Consider the following 22,105-nt stretch of genomic DNA (forward strand, 5'->3'; position numbering starts at 1 on the left):
GACGTTCTCGGCCCCATACTATATGGCATGGAGGTTCGGGCAAGCTGCAAGTATTTGCCCGGGCATACATCGGCAATCCGTCGGTGGATAATCGGTTCCAGATAAAAAATTCGAGGAGACAGATGGCTTCTGCATCGCCGTTGATGTCCGGTAAGAAGGGCCTGGTCATGGGCGTGGCCAACGACCGTTCCATCGCCTGGGGCATTGCCAAGGCCGCCCACGACCAGGGTGCCGAATTGGCCTTCACCTATCAGGGCGACGCCCTTCAGAAGCGCGTGGCGCCGCTCGCGGACAGCGTCGGCTCGGACCTTGTCCTGCCCTGCGACGTGACCGACATGACCTCCGTCGATGCCGTGTTCGACGCCATCGGCGCGAAATGGGGCAAGCTGGATTTCGTCATCCACGCCATCGCCTATTCGGACAAGGAAGAGCTCAAGGGCGGCTATATCGACACCACCCTGGATAACTTCCTGAAAACCATGAATATTTCCTGCTATTCGTTCACCGCTGTGGCGCAGCGCGCGCGCAAGCTGATGACCGAAGGCGGATCGCTGATCACCCTGACCTATTTCGGGGCCGAACGCGTGATGCCGCACTACAACGTCATGGGCGTGGCCAAGGCCGCGCTGGAAGCCAGCGTGCGGTACCTCGCCGAAGACCTGGGCAAGGAAGGCATCCGCGTGAACTCCCTGTCCGCCGGGCCCATGAAGACCCTGGCCGCCTCGGGCATCGGCGATTTCCGCTATATCCTGAAGTGGAACGAATACAATTCACCGCTGCGCCGCAACGTGACCCTGGAAGACGTCGGCGGCGCCGGGCTTTACCTGGTGTCCGACCTGTCGTCGGGCGTCACGGGCGAAACCCACCACGTCGATTGCGGCTACAACATCGTGGGCATGAAGGCCGTCGACGCGCCGGATATTTCGGTCGTCTGATCAGGCGCTTGTGCTAAAAGGGGCCCCATGTCCCACAATTCTTTCGGCCATCTGTTCCGCTTCACGACCTTCGGCGAAAGCCATGGGCCCGCGCTCGGCTGCGTGGTCGATGGTTGCCCGCCGGGGCTGAGCCTGACCGAGGCCGACATCCAGGTTCATCTCGACAAGCGCCGTCCTGGGCAATCGAAGTACACCACCCAGCGCCAGGAACCCGATCAGGTGAAAATCCTGTCCGGTGTGTTCGACGGCGTGACCACCGGCACGCCCATCGGCCTGCTGATCGAGAACATGGACCAGCGGTCAAAGGATTATTCGGAGATTTCCGAGAAATTCCGCCCGGGCCACGCCGACTACACCTATTGGAAAAAGTACGGCATCCGCGATTACCGCGGCGGCGGCCGGTCTTCCGCGCGGGAGACCGCCATGCGCGTCGCCGCCGGCGCCGTGGCGCGCAAGATCCTGGGCCCCGGCATCACCATCAAGGCCGGCCTCGTCGTCATGGGCGAGAAGGAAATCGACCGCGCGCGCCTGGACTGGAACGAAGTGAACAACAACCCCTTCTTCTGCCCCGATGCCCAGGCGGCCGAGGAATTCGCGACCTACCTGGAAGGCATCCGCAAGGCGGGGTCTTCCGTCGGCGGCGTGATCGAGGTCGTGGCCTCGGGCGTGCCCGCCGGGCTGGGTGCCCCGATCTACGGCAAGCTGGATCAGGACCTGGCCTCGGCCATGATGAGCATCAACGCGGTCAAGGGTGTGGAGATCGGCAACGGCTTCGAAGCCGCGCGGATTACCGGCGAGGAAAACGCCGACGAAATCCGCGCGAAGGGCAACGACGTCGAGTTCCTGTCCAACAACGCGGGCGGCATCCTGGGCGGCATTTCATCGGGCCAGGACGTCGTGTGCCGCTTCGCCGTCAAGCCGACGTCGTCGATCCTGACGCCGCGCAAGACCGTGACCAAGTCCGGCGAGGACACCGAGATTTCCACCAAGGGCCGCCACGACCCCTGCGTCGGCATCCGCGCCGTGCCCATCGGCGAGGCCATGATGGCCTGCGTCCTGGCCGACCATCTGCTGCGCCACAAGGCGCAGTGCGGGTAAAATCCGCCCCCTTTCCTGCCCGCCGCCGCCGCCCCCAAGACCCAAGAGAACCAACATGCGCATCATCGACATTTGCGAGGTCACCAAGCCGATCTCGTCGCCCATCCGCAACGCCTATATCGACTTCACCAAGATGACGACCAGCCTGGTCGCCGTGGTCACGGACGTGGAGCGCGACGGGCGGCGGGTGGTCGGCTACGGCTTCAATTCCAACGGCCGCTACGGCCAGGGCGGGCTGATCCGCGAACGGTTCCGCGACCGCATCCTGGAGGCCGATCCCAAGAGCCTGCTGAACGACGACGGCGACAACCTGGACCCGCACCGCGTCTGGGCCGCGATGATGACCAACGAAAAACCGGGCGGCCACGGCGAGCGCTCCGTCGCCGTCGGCACCATCGACATGGCGGTGTGGGACGCCACGGCCAAGATCGCGGGCCTGCCCCTGTTCCGCCTGCTGGCCCAAATGAAGGGCCGCGAGGCCGACCCCCGGGTTTTCGTCTACGCCGCCGGCGGCTACTACTACCCCGGCAAGGACGACACGCAGCTCTGCGCCGAAATGCGGGGCTACCTCAACCGCGGCTACAACGTGGTGAAGATGAAGATCGGGGGTGCCGCCATCGACGAGGACCGCCGCCGCATCGAGGCGGTGCTGCGCGAGATCGACGGCGAGGCGCAGCTGGCCGTCGACGCCAACGGCCGGTTCGATCTGGAGACCGCCGTCGCCTACGCCAAGATGCTGCGGGATTATCCGCTGTTCTGGTACGAGGAAGCGGGTGATCCGCTCGACTACGCCCTGCAGGCGGCGCTGGCCGAGTTCTATCCCGGCCCCATGGCAACGGGGGAAAACCTGTTCTCCCACCAGGACGCCCGGAACCTGCTGCGCTATGGCGGCATGCGGCCCGACCGCGACTGGCTGCAGTTCGACTGCGCCCTCGCCTACGGCCTGGTCGAATACCTGCGCACGCTGGACGAACTGGACAAGGCCGGCTGGTCGCCCAGCCGCTGCGTGCCCCACGGCGGACATCAGATGTCCCTGAACATCGCGGCGGGCCTGGGCCTGGGCGGCAACGAAAGCTACCCCGACCTGTTCCAGCCCTATGGCGGGTTCCCCGACACGGTCAAGGTCGAGGACGGCCATATCGTCATGCCGGACCTGCCGGGCATCGGCTTCGAGGGCAAGTCGGATTTGATCAAGGTGATGCGCGAGCTGGCGGAATAAGACGCCGTCAGTTGAGAAACGCGATCACCGGATAGCCCAACCAATAGTGAACGGCGGCGATGGCGGCGTAGAGCGCCAGGGCGGCGGCGAACATCATGCCGTCCTTGGCGTAGCTGCCGCGCTCCGGCGGCGTCCACGGCCCCTCGGCCCGGTTGATGACGGCCATCTCGACCAGCGCCCACAGACCCAGGCCGCCGAACAGCACGAGCGAGGCCGTATCGCCGTTGACCAGCAAATGGGCGGCGGCCCAGATCGTCACGCCCCACAGCATGGGATGGCGGACCTTGGTGCGCACGATACCCCTCACCCGGCCGATGTCCATGAGGAACAAGGCGATCAGCATGGCCGCGTTGTTGAGGTGCCAGGTCCACATCGGCAAGGCATAGAGAACTTCCGTCTCCGCCACCCGGTAGCCCATGATCATCAGGCCCAGGCTGACCAGCACCCCGAGCGCCACCAATCCCCGCCCCTTGTTGCCCAGGGCCGCGCGTGGGCCGGGCAGAACCCGTTTGAACAGATGGGCGGCGCTCCAAAGAACGAGCCCGAGGATGAGCCAGATCATGCCCCCGCCCCTTGTGCCTAGGCGGCCCCGGCGACGTCGCCGAACGCCTTTTCCGTCCAATCGTCGTGCGGCATGGCGGCGCGGCGTTCGGACAACAACGCCAGTGTCAGCGCCGTGTTGCCCGACTTGCGCGCCGCGTCGATGAGGATCAGGTCGAACAGGTCGCGCTGGGCATGGCTGCCGCCCATCATCCACATCTCGTAGCGCACGGGGATCATGGACGCCGTCGTGTCTGCGTACCGCCCTTCCCGGTAAGCGATCAGCGCGTCCATCAGCGGCACGCCGAGCGCCTTCATGATCGGCAGGTTGCTTTCATCCTCGGGCCCCTCATAAGCCGCCATGAATTCCCGCATCTCGTGGACCTTGCCGTCCCCCGCGGCGGCCAGCGCCAGGGTGTAATGCAGATCGACGAAGGTCAGCAGGTGTTCCTCCGTCCGGCCTCGCACCTTGTCGGCCAGGGGCTGCCAGCGCCCGCCCACGTCCAGGCCCATGATTTCAAGCCGTTGCAGCAGCGAGGCCGCGTTGCAGAGGTCGAGATATTCTTCCGATTCCGGCGCGGCGACATGGGCGTCGTACTGCGCCATCACGTCGTCCATGCGGCCCTGGTCCATCATCATCAGGGCTTCGTGCCACCAGATGTGATTCTGGAAATTGTTGGCCTGGGTCCAGTGCGGGCGCAGGCGGTCGATCCAGGCGAGACCCTCGTCCTGGCGGTCCTGCATTTCCATGACATGGGCGTAGGCATGGGTCGCCCAGGGATCGTCGGGCTCCAGCTCGATGGCGGTCTCAGCCGCCGCCTGGGCATGGACATAGTCGCCCGCCTCCTCGAACCCGAAGGCCTGCATGCCCTTGAGATAGGAATACCCGGCCACACTTTTGTCCCAGGCCGGCATGATCCGGTTCACGGAATCGCGGAGCCGCCGGGAATCTCCCGAATAGAAATTGGCGAAATGGGCCAGCCGCGCCGCCAGGATGTCGCGCGGATGGTCCAGCAGGATTTCCTCCCACACCCGTGCCGCCCCGTCCATGTTGCGCGCCGTCCACAGGCCCGCCGCCCGCGCGTGCATCTGTTCGCGCGGCGTCGCCTGCGCGGCCAGTTCCTGGGCCTTGGCGGCGGCCTGCTGAGCCTTGGGCATCAGTCCGCCCATGGCCATGAGCATCATGAAATAGGCCTTCAGGCAATGCGCCATGGCCATGTCGCCGTCGGCGGCGAACACGCCTTTCAGCCGATCCCCCGTATCGGGCGCCATGGACAGATAGCCGTCCATGACATGGTCGAAGGCCCGAGCGGCGTCCGCACCGGCCGCCGTCAGGGTGAGGTCACGTTTGTCGGTGAAGATGGCCATGGTCCGATGCTTGTTCCCGTATTCCATTTTGCAGACGGGAAAATTACACCATATGTTCACCGGACGCGACCGGGGACGAACCCGATCCAACAAAGCAGGAAACCGACATGAAGCAAATGATCGAAACCGACGCGCGCCAGGTCAAGCAATGGCTGGACGACGGCAGCGCCGTCATCATCGACGTACGCGAGGCCGATGAACTGGTCCAGGCCCGCGTGCCCGGCGCCCTGCACAACCCCATGTCGGGCTTCGACCTGGAAATGCTGGCCGGGCTGGAAGGTAAGCGCCTGGTGTTCATGTGCGCCATGGGCATGCGCTCCATGCAGGTCGGCAGCTACCTGTTGCAGAACGACATGGTCGACGACGCCTATAACCTGGCCGGCGGCATCCAGGGCTGGGCCATGGCGGGGTATGAGGTGGAGACGGGGTGATTTTTCATTCAATATTTCCAAAAAATATTGAAATAGAAAATTTTTTAATTTTTGATATACTAAGATATAATTTTATTTACTCCTCATCCGGAAGAAATATTTGCCTCATCCTTTCCCAACTTTCTTCTGGTAATGTTTTAACTATTTTTATGAGCGCGGCATCTCCACTTTTCAAAACTTTTTCTCTCACTGTGGATGCAATTTCTTCGGACGCCCTGACTTCTTCTTCTGTCAGATCCATTCCGCGAACTATTGCCCCCATCCTCAAAGCCTCATCAAGTGACAACTTAAAATCTGCTTTGAATGACACCCCACAATTTTGACAATTAGTGGCAGCCCTAGGATTCAACGCGCCACAGGAACCACAAGGCTTGAAACTAGTTCCAGTAGGGGTTGGAAATTCATGCTCACATATTTCACAAACTTTCGAACCAAGCGGGTTTTCTGCTCTACACACAGGGCATTTTTTTGTTTTAGGTGTTTCGTCGACTTTTTTGGCACTCGGCGACATCTCATCTTCAACACTGCGGGCGTATTTTTCAAAAGTTTCAAACGAAGGCATAATGACATAGGCACGGGTGTCATCTTCATCCCCCATTGTCCGGACTACTCGACCAATAGCTTGCCTAAAGGCCAACTCCGTTAACGCAGATGGAAGATAAATCAGTACTCTTAATCGCTTGATATCGACTCCCTCAGAAATCATCGCGACAGACACGATCCATCTCTTGTCTGTATTCCTGAAGGCTCTAATTCGCCCTTCTGCATTTGCCAATTGGCTGTGAACAATCGTAGGGCGCTCGCCCTCAAGCTCTTCAATCAAGTCACACATAAATTCAGCCATCTCAATGGAAGGAGCGATAACCAAGCCCCCGGCTTCAGGCATTCGTAGCCGGAGATCGTCCAGTTTCGCTGTGGCCCACTCTACCATTGAGGCGTGATACCCAGATAACAAGGGCGATGAGTTATCCTTCTCGTACTGAGGGGTGCATGCCAACCGATAGAAATCCAACGCGCGTTGGAGACCAGGTATTCTTTTTAGTTCTGGCGTCAAAACTGCTGGCGCATTTCCTGATACTTCGATCGGTTCCCCATCTTCCAAATCAACTGTAAATTTCCCTTCATGCCTATGGAACGCAACTGGTCGACAATATTCTAAATCAACCGCCTCGCCATATGTGAGGGTGTAAGTCCCGTCTTCCGGATGATCGATAGCCCCAAAATCATCATATGCCAGCCAAATTGATTGGTTGCGATCAGACCTAATTGGCGTACCTGTAAGAATTAGGACGTAGTCGGCATTTGCAAACGCACTATCTGCGCTTGAGCCCCAAGCAGCCTCGACGGCAGCATGATGATGCTCATCGCAAATAACCAAAACCCTGTGCATTTCACAAATTGCTTGCAGCGCATCAAGCATTCCTTGAACGGCCTGCCAAGTGGCGCACACATCAACACCGAGTTGATCAAGGTTATCATCCGCTCCAGTTACTTTGCCCATATATCGGCCAGTCACGATCCTAAAATCTTCGGACCATTGGTTAACAACTTCGGAACGGGGCGCAATGACCACGACGCGATCAATAAGCCCTTTCTCAAACAAAGCTAACGCAATGCTTGAGGCAGCCATTGTCTTACCTGAACCAGGTGCTGCGTTTATCAGAAAATGGCGGTCGTCTCCCTTCTCGGAAAACCACGCCAATGCCTTATTAAGAGCTTCTGCTTGCCAAGGACGTAATTGAATATGCACGACTTTATCCCCCTTCGCTAAATTGCAGGAGGCGCATAGCGCCTGCCCATTAGTAACAATGGTCTTACCGCCTTTTGAGTATGGAACTTTATGGTCTGCGTGGAATGTCCCCTCCAATGTCACTCCGCAAATCTGGCATTGATATCCCGCTAACCAAGCGAGAATGCGCCTCTGTCGCTTGGTGAATATTCGCCTCACCGAGTTAACTGGTACTCAGTCAGTTGGATTTCTCGAATTGGTAGATTTGATGGCGGCTTAAAAACCGCATGTTCGTTAATGCGTCTTACTGCAAGAGCATATGGCACTTGTTTTGATTTTATCACCCAGCCTTGCTTCCGTAGTTCGCTGACTAAATCCGTCAAATTTGCCAATCCAAAAAAAACCAACGCCTCTAAGCGGGTAATTGGCTTTCCTTCTGCAATATGTTCACGGGCAGCCAAAGTAAGCCCATGCCTATCATTCTTCATTTTTGATTACCCATTCTTCTGCTAATGCTCCGGGGTTTCGTGGGAATAAAGAACTTTCCATCACTGGATATCTCTTCCTAAGGACTGATTTTGGGACATATGTAGCATCCTCAGTTGCCATCCCTCCCCAATCTCGTTCTCGATTCAACAGCATCCAGCCACCATCTGCAAAAGCGACGTCTAGACTTGGATTCAGAGACCGTGAATCAGTCGACCTTAAAAATTCGGCTTCTACATCATTTACACGCTCGACAAACTGTACAAACTTTGCAGCTTGTCGGAGCAATTCACCCACAGGAAACTCATCGCCGTATACGCGTTTAAGTTCCTGATATACCTGCTTCACTTTTGAAGTCTGGGTGGCCAATTTCACGGCCCCTTCCCGCACTCCGATTAAAACACGGATTACGAGTTTAATTAGATCACTAATTTAAACTTTAGGCATCAATCGTAACCTACCAACACCAATTTTTAGCCAGATGTTTGATGCATACTAAAATTTGCTATCTACTTTTTGGAGCTTCAGCACTAAGTCGCGCTTCACCGCCCCGATCAGAAACTCCACGTTCCCTTCCGGCCCCTTGATGGGGCTCGGCGTGATGCCGAGCACGGTCCAGCCGCAGTCGTCGGCGACGAAGGCCGAGACTTCCTGACAAACCTGTTCGTGCACCGCCGGGTCGCGCACCACGCCGCCCTTGCCGACCTGGCCGGGTCCGGCCTGGAACTGCGGCTTGATGAGGGCGACCAGCCTGGCCCCCGGCTTGGCCAGGGCCATCGCCGGCGGCAGAACCTTTTCCAGGCCGATGAAACTGACGTCGCAGACGATCAGGTCAATGGGATCGGGCACCTGCTTCGCCGTCAGATGGCGGGCGTTGGTTTTTTCCATCACCACCACGCGGTCGTCCGTGCGCAGCTTCCAATCCAGCTGCCCCTGGCCGACGTCGATGGCGTAGACCTTGGCGGCACCCTTGGTCAGCAGCACGTCCGTGAACCCGCCGGTGGAGGCCCCCAGGTCGAGACAGGTGAACCCCGTGGGATCGATGTGGAAATGCTCCAGCCCCTTGGCCAGCTTCTGCCCGCCCCTGGACACCCAGGGGTGGTCCTTGCCCTTGACCATGATCTCGGCGTCTTCGGCGACCTGCGCGCCCGGCTTGTCCAGGCGGCGGTCCGTGCCGAAGACGAGGCCCGCCATGACCAGGGCCTGGGCCTTGGTCCGGCTGTCGGCCAGGCCGCGGTCGACCAGCAATTGGTCGAGCCGGGTTTTCGATGGTTTCGTCATGGCGCGAGACTACCCCGCCGACGGAAAAATGGCGACGCCCGCAGGCGCCCGCCGCGCACTAGGCGCGGGCGGGTTCGGTCGCCTCGTTCGCGCGGCCCAAGGCCGAGAGCACCGTGGTGACGATGCCGGCGGCGTCCAGGTTCGCCTGGGCGATCTGGATTTCCGGTTTGTCCTGTTCGATGAACGCGTCGGGCATGGTCACGGCGCGCACCTTCAGGCCGTTTTCCAGAAGCCCGTCGTTGGCCATGAATTGCAGAACCTGGGCGGAGAAGCCGCCGATGGATCCTTCCTCGACCGTGACCAGGACTTCGTGGTTGGCGGCCAGCTTGCGCACCAGATCCTCGTCGATCGGCTTGGCGAAGCGTGCGTCGGCGACGGTCACGGACAGGCCCCGCGTGCCCAGATCTTCGGCCGCCTTCAGGCATTCCTGAAGGCGCGAGCCGAGGGACAGAAGGGCGATGGTCGTGCCTTCGCGCAGAATCCGGCCCTTGCCGATCTCGAGCGGGGTGCCCTTGGCCGGCAGTTCGACCCCGACACCTTCGCCGCGCGGATAACGGATCGCCGACGGGCGGTCGTTGATGCCGGCGGCGGTCGCCGTCATGTGCATCAGTTCGGCCTCGTCCGCGGGCGCCATCACGACGAACCCCGGCAGGGTGCAGAGGTACGGCAGATCGAAGGCGCCGCAATGGGTCGAGCCGTCGGCGCCGACATAACCGGCGCGGTCGATGGCGAAACGCACGGGCAGCGACTGGATCGCCACGTCATGGACGACCTGATCGTAAGCGCGCTGCAGGAAGGTGGAATAAATGGCGCAGAACGGCTTGTAGCCCTCGGTCGCCATGCCGGCGGCAAAGGTCACGCCGTGCTGTTCCGCGATGCCGACGTCAAAGGAACGGTCCGGGAAGTTTTCGGAAAACTTGTCGACGCCCGTGCCGCCCGGCATGGCGGCGGTGATGGCGACGATCTTGTCATCGTCCTTGGCTTCCGCGATCAGGGCCTTGGCGAATACCGAGGTATAGCTCGGCGCGTTGGCGATGGCCTTGTGCTGCTTGCCGGTGACGACATCGAACTTGGACACGCCGTGGTATTTGTCGGCGGATTCCTCCGCCGGCTTGTAACCATGGCCCTTTTCCGTGACGACATGCAGCAGGACCGGCCCCGGCACCGCGTCGTCGCGCAGGTTCTTCAGCACGGGCAGCAGGTGGTCCAGGTTGTGGCCGTCCACGGGGCCGACGTAATAGAAGCCCAGTTCCTCGAACAACGTGCCGCCGGTGACCATGCCGCGGGCGTATTCATCGACCTTGGCCGCCGCCTGTTCGATGGAGCGCGGGAACTTCTTGGCAAGTTCCTTGGCGAAATGGCGGGCGGAGCGGAACTGTTTCGACGAAATCAACTGCGACAAATAGGCCGACAGGGCGCCCACGGGCGGGGCGATCGACATGTCGTTGTCGTTCAGGATGACGATCAGCTTGGCGTCCATGGACCCGGCGTTGTTCATGGCTTCATAGGCCATGCCGGCGGTCATGGCGCCGTCGCCGATCACGGCGATGACGTTCTTGGGCACGCCGGCCAGCTTGCTCGCCACGGCCATGCCCAGGCCGGCCGAAATCGAGGTCGAGCTGTGGGCCGCGCCGAACGGGTCGTATTCGCTTTCCGTGCGCTTGGTGAAGCCCGAAAGCCCGCCGCCCTGACGCAGGGTGTGCATGCGTTCCCGGCGGCCGGTCAGGATCTTGTGCGGATAGCACTGATGGCCGACGTCCCAGATCAGACGGTCGTTCGGGGTATCGAAGACATGGTGGATGGCGGCGGTCAGTTCGACCACGCCCAGCGACGCGCCCAGGTGGCCGCCGGTGATCGACACGCTGCGCACCGTGTCGTCGCGCAGTTCGCGGACCAGTTGCTTCAGCTCGTCGACCGAGAAATTCCGCATATCCTTGGGATCGCTAACACGATCCAGGATCGGGGTGAGGCTTTCTTGTTCCAAGTTTCAAACCCTCAAATTGAGGCCCAGACGCCCGGTCCGGACCGCATGTTGAAATTGTTTCCGTCGTATTGGTCGAATCAGGTGCGCCGTTCGACGATGAATCGCGCCAATTGCTTTAGAAGGTCGCCTTTTTCACCGAACATTTCAAGGTGTGCGGCCGCCTGCTCGCTGAGCATGTCAGCCTGTTGACGCGCCTTGTCGATGCCGAGCAAGGACACGAATGTGGCCTTGTTGGCGTCGGCGTCCTTGCCGGTCGCCTTGCCGACCAGCGCCGCGTCGCCTTCGACGTCCAACAGGTCGTCGGCGATCTGGAAGGCTAGGCCGATGTCATGGGCATAGGCGTGCAGGGCGGTGCGGGCATCGTCCGAGGCCTTGCCCAGGATCGCCCCGGCTTCCGCGGAAACGGCGATCAGGTCGCCCGTCTTCATACGCTGCAAGCGGGTAATCTGGGCCACGTCCAATTTGTTGGTCTCGGCCCACAGGTCCATCATCTGACCGCCGACCATGCCGTGATCGCCGGCCGCCTTGGCCAGGGCCAGAACCAGATCGGCGCGCACCCGGGCATCGGAGTGGGTTTCCGGCGCGGCCAGCACCTCGAACGCCTTGGTCAGAAGCGCGTCGCCGGCCAGGATCGCCGTCGCCTCGTCGAACTTGATATGGCAGGTCGGCTGGCCGCGGCGCAGGTCGTCGTCGTCCATGGCCGGCAGGTCGTCGTGGACCAGGGAATAACAATGCACCATCTCGACCGCCGCCGCCGCGCGCAGGGCCGAGGTCGTATCGACACCGAACAGCGCCGCGCTCTGCGTCACCAGGAACGGGCGGACCCGTTTGCCGCCGGCCAAGGAGGCATAGCGCATGGCTTCGACCACGCGCGCCTCGGGCGTGTCCGTCAGCGGCATCAAGGTATCGAGCATGTCCGTCACTTGTTTGGCGTTATCGCCCAGTGCGGCCTGAAACTCCGAATCGGAATCTTTCATTTATTTGGCTTTCCGGAACTATTCTTGGTCGGCGGGTTCGGTGGTCAGGGTGCCGCCGCTGCCGACGACGATCTTGTCGACGCGCAGTTGCGCTTCCTTAAGCTTGGCTTCGCAATGGGTCTTCAGTGCGACGCCCCGGGAATAGGAATCGATGGCCTGGTCCAAAGACCCGGCCCCCTGCTCCAGCCCGCGCACGATGTCTTCAAGTTCGCTCATCGCGTCCTCGAAGCTCAGCGCGCGGACATCCGCCGGGATCTCCGTCTGGGCGTCGGTGTCTGAGGTTTTCTGCTTGGCCATGGGATACCTTATCGACAAGGCGCGGGAGTGTAGGCCCCCGCCCCCCATACCGCAAGTGCGAAGCCCCGGCGGCGGCGGAATTCAAGGGTTTATTGCGTCATCAGGGCGCGTACATGCCCCGCACTGCTTTCCGCAAGGGCGTTCAGGTCATACCCGCCTTCAAGACAAGACACCACCCGATTGTCGCAGCAGTCGCGGGCGACGCGCAAAAGCTCGACCGTGACCCAGACGAAATCCTCGGTCGTCAGCATCAGCGACGCCAGGGGATCGCGCGCATGGGCGTCGAATCCGGCGGAAATGATCAAAAGGTCGGGGTTGAAATTGCGCAGGGCCGGCAGGATGCGGTCGCGGTAACCTCGGCGAAAGGCATCCGTGCCATCACCCGGATTAAGCGGCAGATTGCAGATGTTGTCCGCCACGCCCGTGTCCTGCACCATTCCCGTGCCCGGATAGGCGGGCCATTGATGGGACGACGCATAGAACAGGTTGGGATCGTTCTGGAACGAGTGCTGCGTGCCGTTGCCGTGGTGCACGTCGAAATCGACCACGGCGACCTTCTCGATGCCTTCGGTCTTGCGGGCATGGCGGGCGGCGATGGCGACCGTGTTGAACAGGCAGAATCCCATGGCCTGCGACGATTCCGCGTGATGGCCCGGCGGGCGCACGGCGCAAAAGGCGTTGCGCGCCTCGCCGCTGAGGACGGCGTCGACCGCGGAACAGGCGCCGCCGGCGGCGCGCAGCGCGGCCTCCGCCGATTTCGGCGACATGCTGGTGTCCGGGTCCAGATAGACGCGCCCTTCCGTCGGCACATTGTCCATCACCGTTTCCACGTAGTCATGGCCGTGGGTGTTCTCGACCACGCCGAGGTCGATCATCGGCGCCTCCAGGCGCAGCAGATCGGCGAAGGGTTCCGTCTCCAGCGCCTGCATGACCGCGCGCAGGCGCTCCGGGCATTCCGGATGACCGCGCCCCGGGTCATGCTCCACACAGGCCTGATGGAAATAGAGGTGCGTCGTCATCGGCGTCGTTCCTTTCTCCCGGCCTTTTCCTCGGCACGGGTGCGCGTCACTGTTTCGCCCCGCCTGTCGTCAGAACCCGGAGATAGTCCACGAGATTGGCAAGCTGTTCCTTGTCCGGCACCTTTTGCACCGGCATCTTGGTGCCCGGCAAAAATTTATCAGGCCCCTGGTAGAACAGATCAAATAGGGTTTTTTCGTTCCAAGTAAAGGACTTGTTTCTAAGCGCGCCGGAATAGTTATACCCCTCGACCGCGCCGACCGGGCGGCCCCACAACCCTTCGAAATGCGGGCCCGACCGCATCGCCGCTTCGGCGTTCAGGGCGTGGCAGTTGGCGCATTTGGTGAACAGCCGGGCCCCGGGATGATCGCTCGACAACCAGGGTTGCTTGCCGGCCTTATCATCGGCCCGAAGACCGATGCGATCCCCCGTTTCCAGATGCCATACGGCGGTGGTTTCGTCGGCGCTGGCGGTCAGCGCAAAGCGGCCGTCCGGCGTGAAGCGGGCGGCCCAGATGATTTTGTCGTGGGCAGGAACCGTCTTCAGGATAGCCCCCGTCGCCAGATCCCACTCCACCAGACGCCCGTCCCGGCCCGCCGACAAGGCGCGCCGCCCATCCGGGGACACGGCGGCGGCGTAAACCTGGCCGGTGCGATCCTCGCTATGGGTAAGCACGGAAACCGCCTCGCCCGTCTTGACGTCCCACAGACGCAGCGTGCGGTCGATGCTGGCCGTCAACAGGCGCTTGCCCCCGGGCAAGGCGTTCATTTTCGTGATGCCCTGGTGATGGCCTTCAAGAATCCCTTGCAGGCGGCCGTCGGCGACCGACCAGATTCCGACCTTTCCGTCGTGCCCGCCGGCGGCGATCCAGGCGCCGCCGTTGACGAAGGCGACATCGTTGACCGGCGCGGAATAGGTAATCTCGCGGACCGCCTCGCCCGTCGCCATGTTCCAGATACGCAGGGTCTTGTCCCATGACCCGGTGGCGACCTGCTTGCCGTCGGGCGACACGGCCGCCGCCATGACCTTGTGGCCGTGCCCGGTCAGACGCCGGACCAGTTTGCCCGAAGGCACGTCCCAGATGATCGCCGTCTTGTCGTCGCTGGTGGTCACGACATGCTTGCCGTCGGGCGCGAACACGGCGCCGGTCACCGGCCCTTCGTGGGCGTCGAGAACCGCGACTTCCGCCTGCGTTCCGAAATCCCACAGCCGCGCCGTGAAATCGAAACTGGCCGTGACGACCCAATGGCCGTCCGGCGAGACGTCGACCGCCCGCACCATGCCGCCGTGGCCGATCAGGTCGGCGCGCGCACCGCCGGGTATCGCCGCGGCCAACAGCACCGCGAAGCAGCCCGCCAAAAGCCGGGAAACGCGGGGCAATCGGACAGTCGGCCCATGGATGGGAAGGTCGGCGCGCGGGGCGGTCAGCATTGGCATGGCAAATATATTGGAAGAAGCCCAGCCCCTTGCCAACCGCCTTTTCGCCATGCGCAAATAGGCCGCCTTGATGGAATTTACGTGCAAATATGCTTGCAATACTGATTGCGGGGCGCGAGCCCCCTGCCTAAACTGACGCCCGCCGCAGGCCCGGGCCTGAATTCGGGCCCGAACCAGAGGAACGCCCCTTGATGTCCGCAGCCCGGCCCATCGTCTCCGCCCTATCGACAATCGCCGCCGCCTTGATGTCTCTGACGGCCGCCCAGGCGCAGGCGCCGCAGGCCGTGCCCGTCGTCGTCGACCGCGTTCTTGCCGAAGCCTCGCATCAGAACGTGCCGGTAATCGGCCGCTTCGTCGCCCGCCAGGCCGGCCCCGTCGCGGCGCGGATCAGCGGCCCCGTCGCCGAATTCAAGGTCGACGTCGGCGACCGCGTCGCCAAGGGCGACGTCCTGGCCGTGCTGGTCAAGGACAGCCTGAAGTGGGAACGGGAACTGAAGGCGGCCGAGATGAACCGCTTTCAGGCGGCCCTGGAAACCGCCAAGGAAACCCTGAAATTGCGCCGGCAGGAACTGTCGCGTCTGGAAGGCCTGCGTAAATCGGCTGCGTTCTCGCAGGCCCGGCTTGACGACAAGCTTCAGGAAGTCGCCGTCGCCAAGGCCGAAATCGCCGTCGCCGACGGCCAACTGGCCAGCGCCAAGGCCAGCCTGAAACTGGCCGAAATCGCCCTGACCTACGCCGACGTTGTCGCCCCCTACGGCGGTGTCGTGTCGCGCCGCCATACGGAAGCGGGCGCCTTCGTCAATCTGGGCGATCCCCTGATCACCCTGATCAACGACACGGACCTGGAGATCGAAGCAGACGTGCCGGCGCGCAACGTGGGCGGCCTGGTGCCGGGGGCCAATGTCACCGCCACCCTATCCGCCGCGACGACAATTCAGGCCACCGTGCGCGCCGTCGTGCCCGACGAAAACCCGCAAACCCGCACCCGCACCGTGCGCTTTCAGCTTGGCGACGCCGCAGACGGAGCCGGCATCGCCGCGAACCAGAGCGTGACGCTGAGCGTGCCGATCTCGCGCGCGGCATCGGTGGTCACCGTGCACAAGGACGCGATCCTTAACCGTCTGGGCAGGACCGTCGTGTTTCTGCATCAGGACGGCAAGGCCCTGGTCCGCCCGGTGCGCCTGGGCGAGGCCGTGGGCAACCGCCTGATCGTCGAGGGCGGCCTGGCCGCCGGTGATCTGGTTGTCGTGCGCGGCAACGAACGCCTGCGCCCCGGACAGGACATCTCGTTCACCCCGCCGCCGGAATCCGGCAAGGCAGCCCCTGCCGCCGACGCCGCATCCCCCGACAAGCCGAAGACCTGAGGCCCGGAGACGCCGATCCATGGACCTGATCCGGTTATCCATCCAACGCCCCATCGCCGTCATGGCGGCGGTGCTGATGTTGATCCTGTTCGGTATCGTGGCGCTTTATTCGATCCCGATCCAGTTGACGCCGGACATCCGCAAGCCGGTCATCAGCGTCGAGACCGTGTGGCCCGGCGCCGCCCCGGCCGAGGTCGAGCGTGAAATCATCGTCGAACAGGAAGAGGTGCTGAAGGGCATCGAGGGGCTGGAGGAAATCCGCTCGGAATCCCAGGACGGACGCGGGCGCATCAACCTGGAATTCGCCATCGGCACCAACATGGACAAGGCCCTGCTGCTGGCCTCCAACCGGCTTGACCGGGTCAACGGCTATCCCGAGGAAGCGGACGAACCGTCGATCCAGACCGCCAGCGCCGAGGACAACCCCATCGCCTGGTTCGTCATCATCCGCAAGCCCGGCAACAACGAGGAAATCCATCGGTTCGGGGATTTCGCCGAAGAGGTGATCCAGGACCGCATCGAACGCGTGGCCGGCGTGGCGCGGGTCAACCTGTACGGCGCCGCGCGCAAGGAAATGACGATCTTCGTCGAACCGGACCGCATGGCGCGCTACGGCCTGACCGTGACGGACGTGGTCGACAAGCTGCGCGCCGCCAACTCGTCGGTGTCGGCGGGCGACGTGGACGAAGGTAAGCGCCGCTACGTGGTGCGCACCGAGGGCGAGTTCCAGCGCCTGGAGGACGTGTCCGGCGTGATCCTGCGCTCTGACCGCGACACCGCCACAGGGCGCTTCGCCCGCGTCACCGTGGGTGATATCGCGACCATCGCCTGGGATACCTCCAAGCCGACCGAACGCATCCGCTTCAACGGTCAGCCGGCCATGGCCTTCAACGCCGTGCGCGAAGGCGGCGCCAACGTGATCGAGGTCATGCGCGGCATCCGCGAGGCGGTGAAGGAACTGAACGAATACGCCCTGCCGTCTCAGGCGCTCGAACTGCGCCAAGTCTACGATGAAACCATCTACATCAATTCGTCCATCGACCTGGTGCAGCAGAACATCCTGGTCGGCGGCGCGCTCGCCGCCGTCATGCTGCTGTTGTTCCTGCGGTCGGGCGGGGCGACGCTGATCGTCTCGATGGCGATCCCCGTATCGGTGATCGGCGCCTTCGTCGCCATGGCGGCCATGGGCCGGTCGCTGAACGTGATCTCCCTGGCCGGGATCGCCTTCGCCGTCGGCATGGTCGTCGACGCGGCGATCGTGGTGCTGGAAAACATCTTCCGTCACCGCGAACTGGGCCGCTCGCGGGCCGAGGCCGCCTACCGCGGCGCCAAACAGGTCTGGGTCGCGGTCCTGGTGTCGGCTCTGACCACGGTGATGGTGTTCATCCCCGTGCTGGTCATGGACCTGGAGGCGGGCCAGTTGTTCCGCGACATCGCCGTGGCGCTGTCGGTTTCCGTGCTGATTTCCCTGCTGGTCGCCGTCACCCTGATCCCGGCGCTGGCCAACCGCATTCTCGGGTCGCCCGGCGAGGACAGCATCGTCCGCCGCCACATTCCGGTGATCGACGATTTCGCGGCCCTGTTCATGAAGGGGCTGATGGGCCTGACCAAATGGGTCACCGCATCGCGTCTGCGCTCCGTCGTCATGGTCACCGTTCTGTGCGGCGTGTGCACCGGCGTCACCTGGTTGTTGCTGCCCAAGCTTGAATACCTGCCGTCCGGCAACCGCAACCTCATCATCGGGTTCATCGTGCCGCCGCCGGGCTACAACCTGGACACCATGGAGCAGATCGCGCGCGGCTACGAGAAAGAGGTGTTCCCGCTGCTGGCCGAGGTCTCGGGACCGGAACCCGACGCCCAGGGCCGGCCCAAGCTGAACCGCTTTTTCTTCGTCACGTTCCGCGGCCGCACCATCCTGGGCGCCGCCGCCCATGACCCGACGCGGGTCAAGGACCTGATCCCGATCCTCAGCGAGGCCGCGTTCAAGGAGCCGGGCACGCTCGGCCAGATCACCCAGCGTTCCTTGTTCGGACGCGGCGTCACGGGGACCCGCGCCATCGACCTGAACATCCTGGGCCCGGATCTGGAACCGTTGATGGAGGTGGCGCTCAAGACCTTCAACCGCGTCAACAAGGAGTTTCCCCGCGCACAGGGCAACCAGGTCCGCCCACAGCCGGAACTGGTCCTGGGCGCCCCCGAATTGCGTATCCGCCCCAACCGCGTGAAGCTCGCCGACAACGGCGTGACCGCGCGCCAACTGTCGGACACCATCGACGCCTTCAACGACGGCCTGCGCATCGCCGAGATCACCGTCGGCAACAAGCTGGTCGATCTGATGATCAAGGGCCCCTTGGACCAGGTCACCGAAACCCAGGGCATCAGCAACCTGCCGGTCGTGACCTCGGCTGGGTTGATTATCCCGGCGGCATCCCTGTCCGACATTGAAATGACCACGGGCCCGACCCAGATCAACCACTTCGAACGTCAGCGCGCGGTGACCCTGTCGATCCTGCCGCGCGACGACGTGCCCCTGGAACAGGCGCTCGACATCATCAAGACCAAGATCATCGACCCCATGTACGCCGAGGGCCTGCCGCCCGGCATGTCGCTGCGCATCACCGGCACGGCGGACAAGCTGAACCAGACTTGGCAGGCCATGAAACTGGACCTGGGGATCGCCGTGATCATCGTCTATCTGGTCATGGCGGTGCTGTTCGAAAGTTTCCTTTATCCGCTGATCATCATGCTGTCGGTGCCGCTGGCCACGGCGGGCGGCGTGGTCGGGCTGTCGCTGCTCAACATGTTCACGTTCCAGCCGCTGGACATGCTGACCCTGCTGGGCTTCGTGATCCTGATCGGCATCGTCGTCAACAACGCCATCCTGCTGGTTCACCAAACCCTGGTGCACGTCCGCGAGGACGGCATGACCCCGACCGAGGCGATCCGCGAGGCGACCAGCAACCGAATCCGGCCGATTTTCATGTCGACCCTGACCAGTGTCTTCGGGATGATGCCGCTGGTGGTGTTCCCGGGGGCGGGCTCGGAGCTCTATCGCGGGCTGGGTTCCGTCGTGTTGGGCGGCTTGTCGTTGTCGGCGCTCTTGACGCTCGCCATTATTCCGCCTCTTTTGACCCTTGTGATTGGGGCCGGCGAAAAACGGGGGAAACCTTCTGCCGGCCACGGCGCCGACGCCTCCGCCGCAGACCCCCAGGCAGCCGAATAACCATGATGGACATCCGTACAAAGATCGAAACGTCTAGACCGCGGTCTGTCCGAAAGTATGGGCATACCCTGGCCTTTTGTCCGGTTTTATCCGCCCGAGAAAATGCTTATATAAGCCCCTAGCACCCCACCGCGCGTAAACCTGAGGGTGAACGGGCGCGGTCAATAGCAACAACAACCATCGTAATAAGGACAATAACAACCGTCATGCCAACTTATACCGTTGAACAGAACCATGAACAGGCCAGCGCGCTTCTGAAGGCCATGAGCAACCCTCACCGTCTCCTCGTGCTGTGTCACCTCGCCCGCGGCGAAAAATGCGTGGGTGAACTGGAATCCATCGTCGGACTGTCGCAGTCCGCCCTGTCGCAGCATCTGGCGCGTCTGCGCCATGACGGCGTGGTCAAGACCCGCCGCGACGCGCAGACGATCTTTTATTCCCTGCGTGGCGATGAGGCGATGACGATCCTTAAGGCGCTGGCCGGGCTGTTTGAAATGCCCGCCGTCGTCGAAAAGGCGCGTATCGCCGTTTGATGCATGAACCCGGCTTGGGGGGCGGCAGTGCCGCCCCCGTGCCGGTCATGTCATGTCGGCGGCGGTTTGCCGCCCAATAGGTGCTCTGGTTAACGATTGCCCAGGCCGAGAATGGCCCGCGCTTCGTCCGGCGTGGCGACCGACGATCCCAGGTTTTCGATGATCGCCGCCGCGCGTTCGACCAAGGCGGCGTTCGACGGTGCCAGCTCACCCGGCCCCAGGTAGATGTTGTCTTCCAGGCCGACCCGCACGTTGCCGCCCAGAAGCACCGCCTGGGCGACCATGGGAAACTGCTGACGCGAGATGCCGAAGGCCGACCACGGCGCGCCTTCGGGCAGACGGTCGCGCATGTGCATCATGGCTTCCGGGGTCGCCGTGGCGCCGTAGGAAATGCCCAGACACAGCTGGAAATAAGGCGGCTGGTCGATGTGGCCTTCCTTGATCAGCTGTTTGCACAGTTCGATGTGCCCGGTGTCAAACACTTCCAGTTCCGGCTTCACGCCCGCCGCCTTGATGCGGTCGGCCATCACACGCATATGGCGCGGTACGTTCATGAAGGCGCGTTCGCCGAAGTTCATGGTCGCGACGTCGAGCGAGCAGACTTCCGGTTTCAGCTTTTCCACGTGCGCGGTGCGCTTTTCCGGGGTGACGTATTCCGTCCCCGGGCCGGGGATCAACGGATCCTCGTCGCTCGGCATATAGCGCGCACCGGGCCCGGTGGTCAGGTTGATGATCATGTTCGAGCCGGCGTCGCGGATACGCTTCACCACTTCCTCGTAGTACTCGAACTTCATGCTCGGCGTGCCGTCGGGTTCACGGACATGGATGTGGCAGACCGCCGCCCCCGCCTTCGCGGCGTCAAGCGACGACTGCGCAATCTGTTCCGGCGTCACGGGTGTCGCCTTGGTTTTCTGCGTGGTCGGCGCCGACCCGGTGACGGCGCAGGTAATAATTGTCTTCTGGCTCATGGTGGCCATTTCCTCCTGGTTTATTGTGCCGTCATCATACGCACAGCGGCGCCCGTGCGGAAAGACGCCAACATGCCGGCAAGTACCTGCCCAGAACGAATGGCAGAAAAAGTGGGGTCGTTGTCATTGCGCCAAACACCAAGCCGCCGCACACTACGGCCATGGCCCCCGACACGACATCACAGGCGGACTTGCCCGCGCACCGACCGGCCGCGCCCAGGCGGATCGGCATCGTCATTTTCGACCGCTGTCAGATCATCGACGCGACCGGACCCGCCGCCGTGTTCGGGTCCGCCAACGAAATCCATCTGGCCAACGGCGGGCGCGGCCCTCTTTACGACATTCGCATGATCGCCGGCCACTCAGGCCCCGTGCGCAGTTCGACCGGCGTATCCCTGTTCGCCGACAGCGCCCTCAATGACGCGACCACCCCGATCGACACGCTGATCTGCGCCGGCGGCAAGGGGTCCCTGCGGTTCATCGAAGACAGCGGCGCCATCGCCAGCATCCAACGTTTGACGCAGTCCGCGCGCCGCGTGGTGTCCGTCTGCACCGGGGCCTATGTCCTGGCCGCCGCCGGGCTGCTCGACGGCCGCCGTGCGGTGACCCATTGGGCCCATTGCCGCAATCTGGCGGACACGTTTCCCAGGGTCCGGGTCGAACCCGACCCGATCTTCATCAAGGACGGCAACATCTATACCTCGGCCGGCGTGACCGCGGGCATGGACCTCGCCCTCGCCCTTCTGGAGGAAGACCACGGCAAAGCCCTGGCCCTCGACGTGGCGCGGGAAATGGTCATGTTCATGAAGCGCCCCGGCTCCCAGGCCCAATTTTCGCGCCAGCTGTCGGCGCAAATGGCGCCGCGGGGAAACATCCGCGACGTCCAGATCTGGCTGCTGGACCGGCTCGCTGACGACATCAGCGTCGAAGACATGGCCGAACAGGCGGCCATGAGCCTGCGCACCTTCAACCGTCACTTCAAAAAGACCACGGGCCGCACGCCCGCCGGATTTGTTCAGGAGGCCCGCATCGAAGCGGCCCGCAGCCTGCTGGAAGACAGCGACCTGCCCATCAAGCGGATCGCCCAGCAATGCGGCTTCGGTGACGAGGAACGCATGCGCCGCGCCTTTCACCGCAATCTGGGAGTCAGCCCCCAGGACTATCGGATGCGGTTTTCCTCCCTTACCTCTGCCTAACCCCTTCCCGAAACCCGAAACT

20 protein-coding genes are annotated in these 22,105 nt (G+C 62.6%); 8 read left to right on the forward strand and 12 right to left on the reverse strand.

The window, feature by feature from the left end; translation table 11 throughout:
- Window positions 1–122 precede the first annotated feature (122 nt).
- Genes fabI through RJ527_18550 form a run of 3 tightly spaced genes read left to right on the forward strand, consistent with a single transcriptional unit; the run spans window position 123 to window position 3,252 of the window.
- A complete protein-coding gene (fabI, locus tag RJ527_18540; GenBank protein ID WND76006.1) occupies window positions 123–935 on the forward strand; it encodes an enoyl-ACP reductase FabI in 813 nt (270 codons plus the stop codon).
- A 27-nt stretch (window positions 936–962) separates the two neighbouring features.
- The gene (gene aroC / locus RJ527_18545) at window positions 963–2,033 is read left to right on the forward strand and encodes a chorismate synthase (GenBank protein WND76007.1); all 1,071 of its coding nucleotides are present in this window, start codon (window positions 963–965) and stop codon (window positions 2,031–2,033) included.
- Between the two features lie 55 nt (window positions 2,034–2,088).
- Window positions 2,089–3,252 carry a mandelate racemase/muconate lactonizing enzyme family protein gene (locus tag RJ527_18550; protein WND76008.1) on the forward strand — a complete coding sequence of 388 codons (1,164 nt, stop codon included), beginning with the start codon at window positions 2,089–2,091 and terminating at the stop codon, window positions 3,250–3,252.
- 7 nt (window positions 3,253–3,259) lie between these two features.
- On the opposite strand, the gene RJ527_18555 is transcribed toward RJ527_18550, so the two are convergent.
- Together RJ527_18555 and RJ527_18560 are read right to left on the reverse strand one after the other, a co-directional pair.
- Window positions 3,260–3,814: an NnrU family protein gene (locus RJ527_18555; GenBank protein WND76009.1), complete on the reverse strand. Its 555-nt coding sequence runs from the start codon at window positions 3,812–3,814 to the stop codon at window positions 3,260–3,262.
- Window positions 3,815–3,831: 17 nt separating this feature from the next.
- Entirely contained in the window at window positions 3,832–5,160 is a 1,329-nt protein-coding gene (locus RJ527_18560; GenBank protein WND76010.1) for a tetratricopeptide repeat protein, read from the reverse strand.
- A 107-nt stretch (window positions 5,161–5,267) separates the two neighbouring features.
- On the opposite strand from RJ527_18560, the gene RJ527_18565 reads away from it, so the two are divergent.
- A complete protein-coding gene (locus RJ527_18565; protein ID WND76011.1) occupies window positions 5,268–5,591 on the forward strand; it encodes a rhodanese-like domain-containing protein in 324 nt (107 codons plus the stop codon).
- Window positions 5,592–5,667: 76 nt separating this feature from the next.
- On the opposite strand, the gene RJ527_18570 is transcribed toward RJ527_18565, so the two are convergent.
- The 9 genes from RJ527_18570 to RJ527_18610 all read right to left on the reverse strand — a co-directional run bounded on the left by RJ527_18570 (window position 5,668) and on the right by RJ527_18610 (window position 14,742).
- Window positions 5,668–7,458 (reverse strand): DEAD/DEAH box helicase family protein, encoded by a 1,791-nt coding sequence (locus RJ527_18570; protein WND76012.1) that lies wholly within the window; start codon window positions 7,456–7,458, stop codon window positions 5,668–5,670.
- A 77-nt stretch (window positions 7,459–7,535) separates the two neighbouring features.
- Window positions 7,536–7,808: a helix-turn-helix domain-containing protein gene (locus tag RJ527_18575; protein ID WND76013.1), complete on the reverse strand. Its 273-nt coding sequence runs from the start codon at window positions 7,806–7,808 to the stop codon at window positions 7,536–7,538.
- Window positions 7,798–8,181: a hypothetical protein gene (locus RJ527_18580; GenBank protein ID WND76014.1), complete on the reverse strand. Its 384-nt coding sequence runs from the start codon at window positions 8,179–8,181 to the stop codon at window positions 7,798–7,800. The genes RJ527_18575 and RJ527_18580 overlap by 11 nt, the downstream gene beginning before the upstream one ends.
- A gap of 120 nt (window positions 8,182–8,301) precedes the next feature.
- A complete protein-coding gene (locus RJ527_18585) occupies window positions 8,302–9,087 on the reverse strand; it encodes a TlyA family RNA methyltransferase (protein WND76015.1) in 786 nt (261 codons plus the stop codon).
- Between the two features lie 58 nt (window positions 9,088–9,145).
- Window positions 9,146–11,017: a 1-deoxy-D-xylulose-5-phosphate synthase gene (gene dxs, locus RJ527_18590; protein WND78086.1), complete on the reverse strand. Its 1,872-nt coding sequence runs from the start codon at window positions 11,015–11,017 to the stop codon at window positions 9,146–9,148.
- Between the two features lie 131 nt (window positions 11,018–11,148).
- Window positions 11,149–12,048: a polyprenyl synthetase family protein gene (locus RJ527_18595; protein WND76016.1), complete on the reverse strand. Its 900-nt coding sequence runs from the start codon at window positions 12,046–12,048 to the stop codon at window positions 11,149–11,151.
- Between the two features lie 18 nt (window positions 12,049–12,066).
- The gene (locus RJ527_18600) at window positions 12,067–12,345 is read right to left on the reverse strand and encodes an exodeoxyribonuclease VII small subunit (protein ID WND76017.1); all 279 of its coding nucleotides are present in this window, start codon (window positions 12,343–12,345) and stop codon (window positions 12,067–12,069) included.
- An 89-nt stretch (window positions 12,346–12,434) separates the two neighbouring features.
- A complete protein-coding gene (locus tag RJ527_18605) occupies window positions 12,435–13,364 on the reverse strand; it encodes a histone deacetylase family protein (protein WND76018.1) in 930 nt (309 codons plus the stop codon).
- 46 nt (window positions 13,365–13,410) lie between these two features.
- On the reverse strand, window positions 13,411–14,742 hold the full coding sequence (locus RJ527_18610) for a c-type cytochrome (GenBank protein ID WND76019.1): 1,332 nt from the start codon (window positions 14,740–14,742) through the stop codon (window positions 13,411–13,413).
- A gap of 248 nt (window positions 14,743–14,990) precedes the next feature.
- On the opposite strand from RJ527_18610, the gene RJ527_18615 reads away from it, so the two are divergent.
- From RJ527_18615 to RJ527_18625, 3 genes are all read left to right on the forward strand, one after another.
- Window positions 14,991–16,163, forward strand: a complete 1,173-nt coding sequence (locus tag RJ527_18615) for an efflux RND transporter periplasmic adaptor subunit (protein WND76020.1) — start codon at window positions 14,991–14,993, stop codon at window positions 16,161–16,163.
- Between the two features lie 19 nt (window positions 16,164–16,182).
- Window positions 16,183–19,386 carry an efflux RND transporter permease subunit gene (locus RJ527_18620; GenBank protein ID WND76021.1) on the forward strand — a complete coding sequence of 1,068 codons (3,204 nt, stop codon included), beginning with the start codon at window positions 16,183–16,185 and terminating at the stop codon, window positions 19,384–19,386.
- A 206-nt stretch (window positions 19,387–19,592) separates the two neighbouring features.
- Entirely contained in the window at window positions 19,593–19,919 is a 327-nt protein-coding gene (locus RJ527_18625; protein WND76022.1) for a metalloregulator ArsR/SmtB family transcription factor, read from the forward strand.
- A gap of 89 nt (window positions 19,920–20,008) precedes the next feature.
- Here the strand turns inward: RJ527_18625 and RJ527_18630 are convergent, their stop codons facing one another.
- Window positions 20,009–20,887, reverse strand: a complete 879-nt coding sequence (locus tag RJ527_18630) for a 3-keto-5-aminohexanoate cleavage protein (GenBank protein WND76023.1) — start codon at window positions 20,885–20,887, stop codon at window positions 20,009–20,011.
- 191 nt (window positions 20,888–21,078) lie between these two features.
- On the opposite strand from RJ527_18630, the gene RJ527_18635 reads away from it, so the two are divergent.
- Window positions 21,079–22,083, forward strand: coding sequence for a GlxA family transcriptional regulator (locus RJ527_18635; protein WND76024.1), 1,005 nt, complete (start codon window positions 21,079–21,081; stop codon window positions 22,081–22,083).
- Window positions 22,084–22,105 lie beyond the last annotated feature (22 nt).

This window comes from Thalassospiraceae bacterium LMO-SO8, from assembly GCA_031655335.1.
In the GTDB taxonomy this organism is placed as follows: Bacteria; Pseudomonadota; Alphaproteobacteria; order Rhodospirillales; family Casp-alpha2; genus UBA1479.

Coding starts and splice junctions, on each gene's coding strand:
- RJ527_18630 (WND76023.1), bottom strand. CDS start 20,887: ATGAGCCAGAAGACAATTATTACCTGCGCCGTCACCGGGTCGGCGCCG.
- RJ527_18620 (WND76021.1), top strand. CDS start 16,183: ATGGACCTGATCCGGTTATCCATCCAACGCCCCATCGCCGTCATGGCG.
- RJ527_18585 (WND76015.1), bottom strand. CDS start 9,087: ATGACGAAACCATCGAAAACCCGGCTCGACCAATTGCTGGTCGACCGC.
- fabI (WND76006.1), top strand. CDS start 123: ATGGCTTCTGCATCGCCGTTGATGTCCGGTAAGAAGGGCCTGGTCATG.
- RJ527_18565 (WND76011.1), top strand. CDS start 5,268: ATGAAGCAAATGATCGAAACCGACGCGCGCCAGGTCAAGCAATGGCTG.
- RJ527_18625 (WND76022.1), top strand. CDS start 19,593: ATGCCAACTTATACCGTTGAACAGAACCATGAACAGGCCAGCGCGCTT.
- dxs (WND78086.1), bottom strand. CDS start 11,017: ATGCGGAATTTCTCGGTCGACGAGCTGAAGCAACTGGTCCGCGAACTG.
- aroC (WND76007.1), top strand. CDS start 963: ATGTCCCACAATTCTTTCGGCCATCTGTTCCGCTTCACGACCTTCGGC.
- RJ527_18555 (WND76009.1), bottom strand. CDS start 3,814: ATGATCTGGCTCATCCTCGGGCTCGTTCTTTGGAGCGCCGCCCATCTG.
- RJ527_18615 (WND76020.1), top strand. CDS start 14,991: ATGTCCGCAGCCCGGCCCATCGTCTCCGCCCTATCGACAATCGCCGCC.
- RJ527_18595 (WND76016.1), bottom strand. CDS start 12,048: ATGAAAGATTCCGATTCGGAGTTTCAGGCCGCACTGGGCGATAACGCC.
- RJ527_18600 (WND76017.1), bottom strand. CDS start 12,345: ATGGCCAAGCAGAAAACCTCAGACACCGACGCCCAGACGGAGATCCCG.
- RJ527_18560 (WND76010.1), bottom strand. CDS start 5,160: ATGGCCATCTTCACCGACAAACGTGACCTCACCCTGACGGCGGCCGGT.
- RJ527_18550 (WND76008.1), top strand. CDS start 2,089: ATGCGCATCATCGACATTTGCGAGGTCACCAAGCCGATCTCGTCGCCC.
- RJ527_18575 (WND76013.1), bottom strand. CDS start 7,808: ATGAAGAATGATAGGCATGGGCTTACTTTGGCTGCCCGTGAACATATT.
- RJ527_18605 (WND76018.1), bottom strand. CDS start 13,364: ATGACGACGCACCTCTATTTCCATCAGGCCTGTGTGGAGCATGACCCG.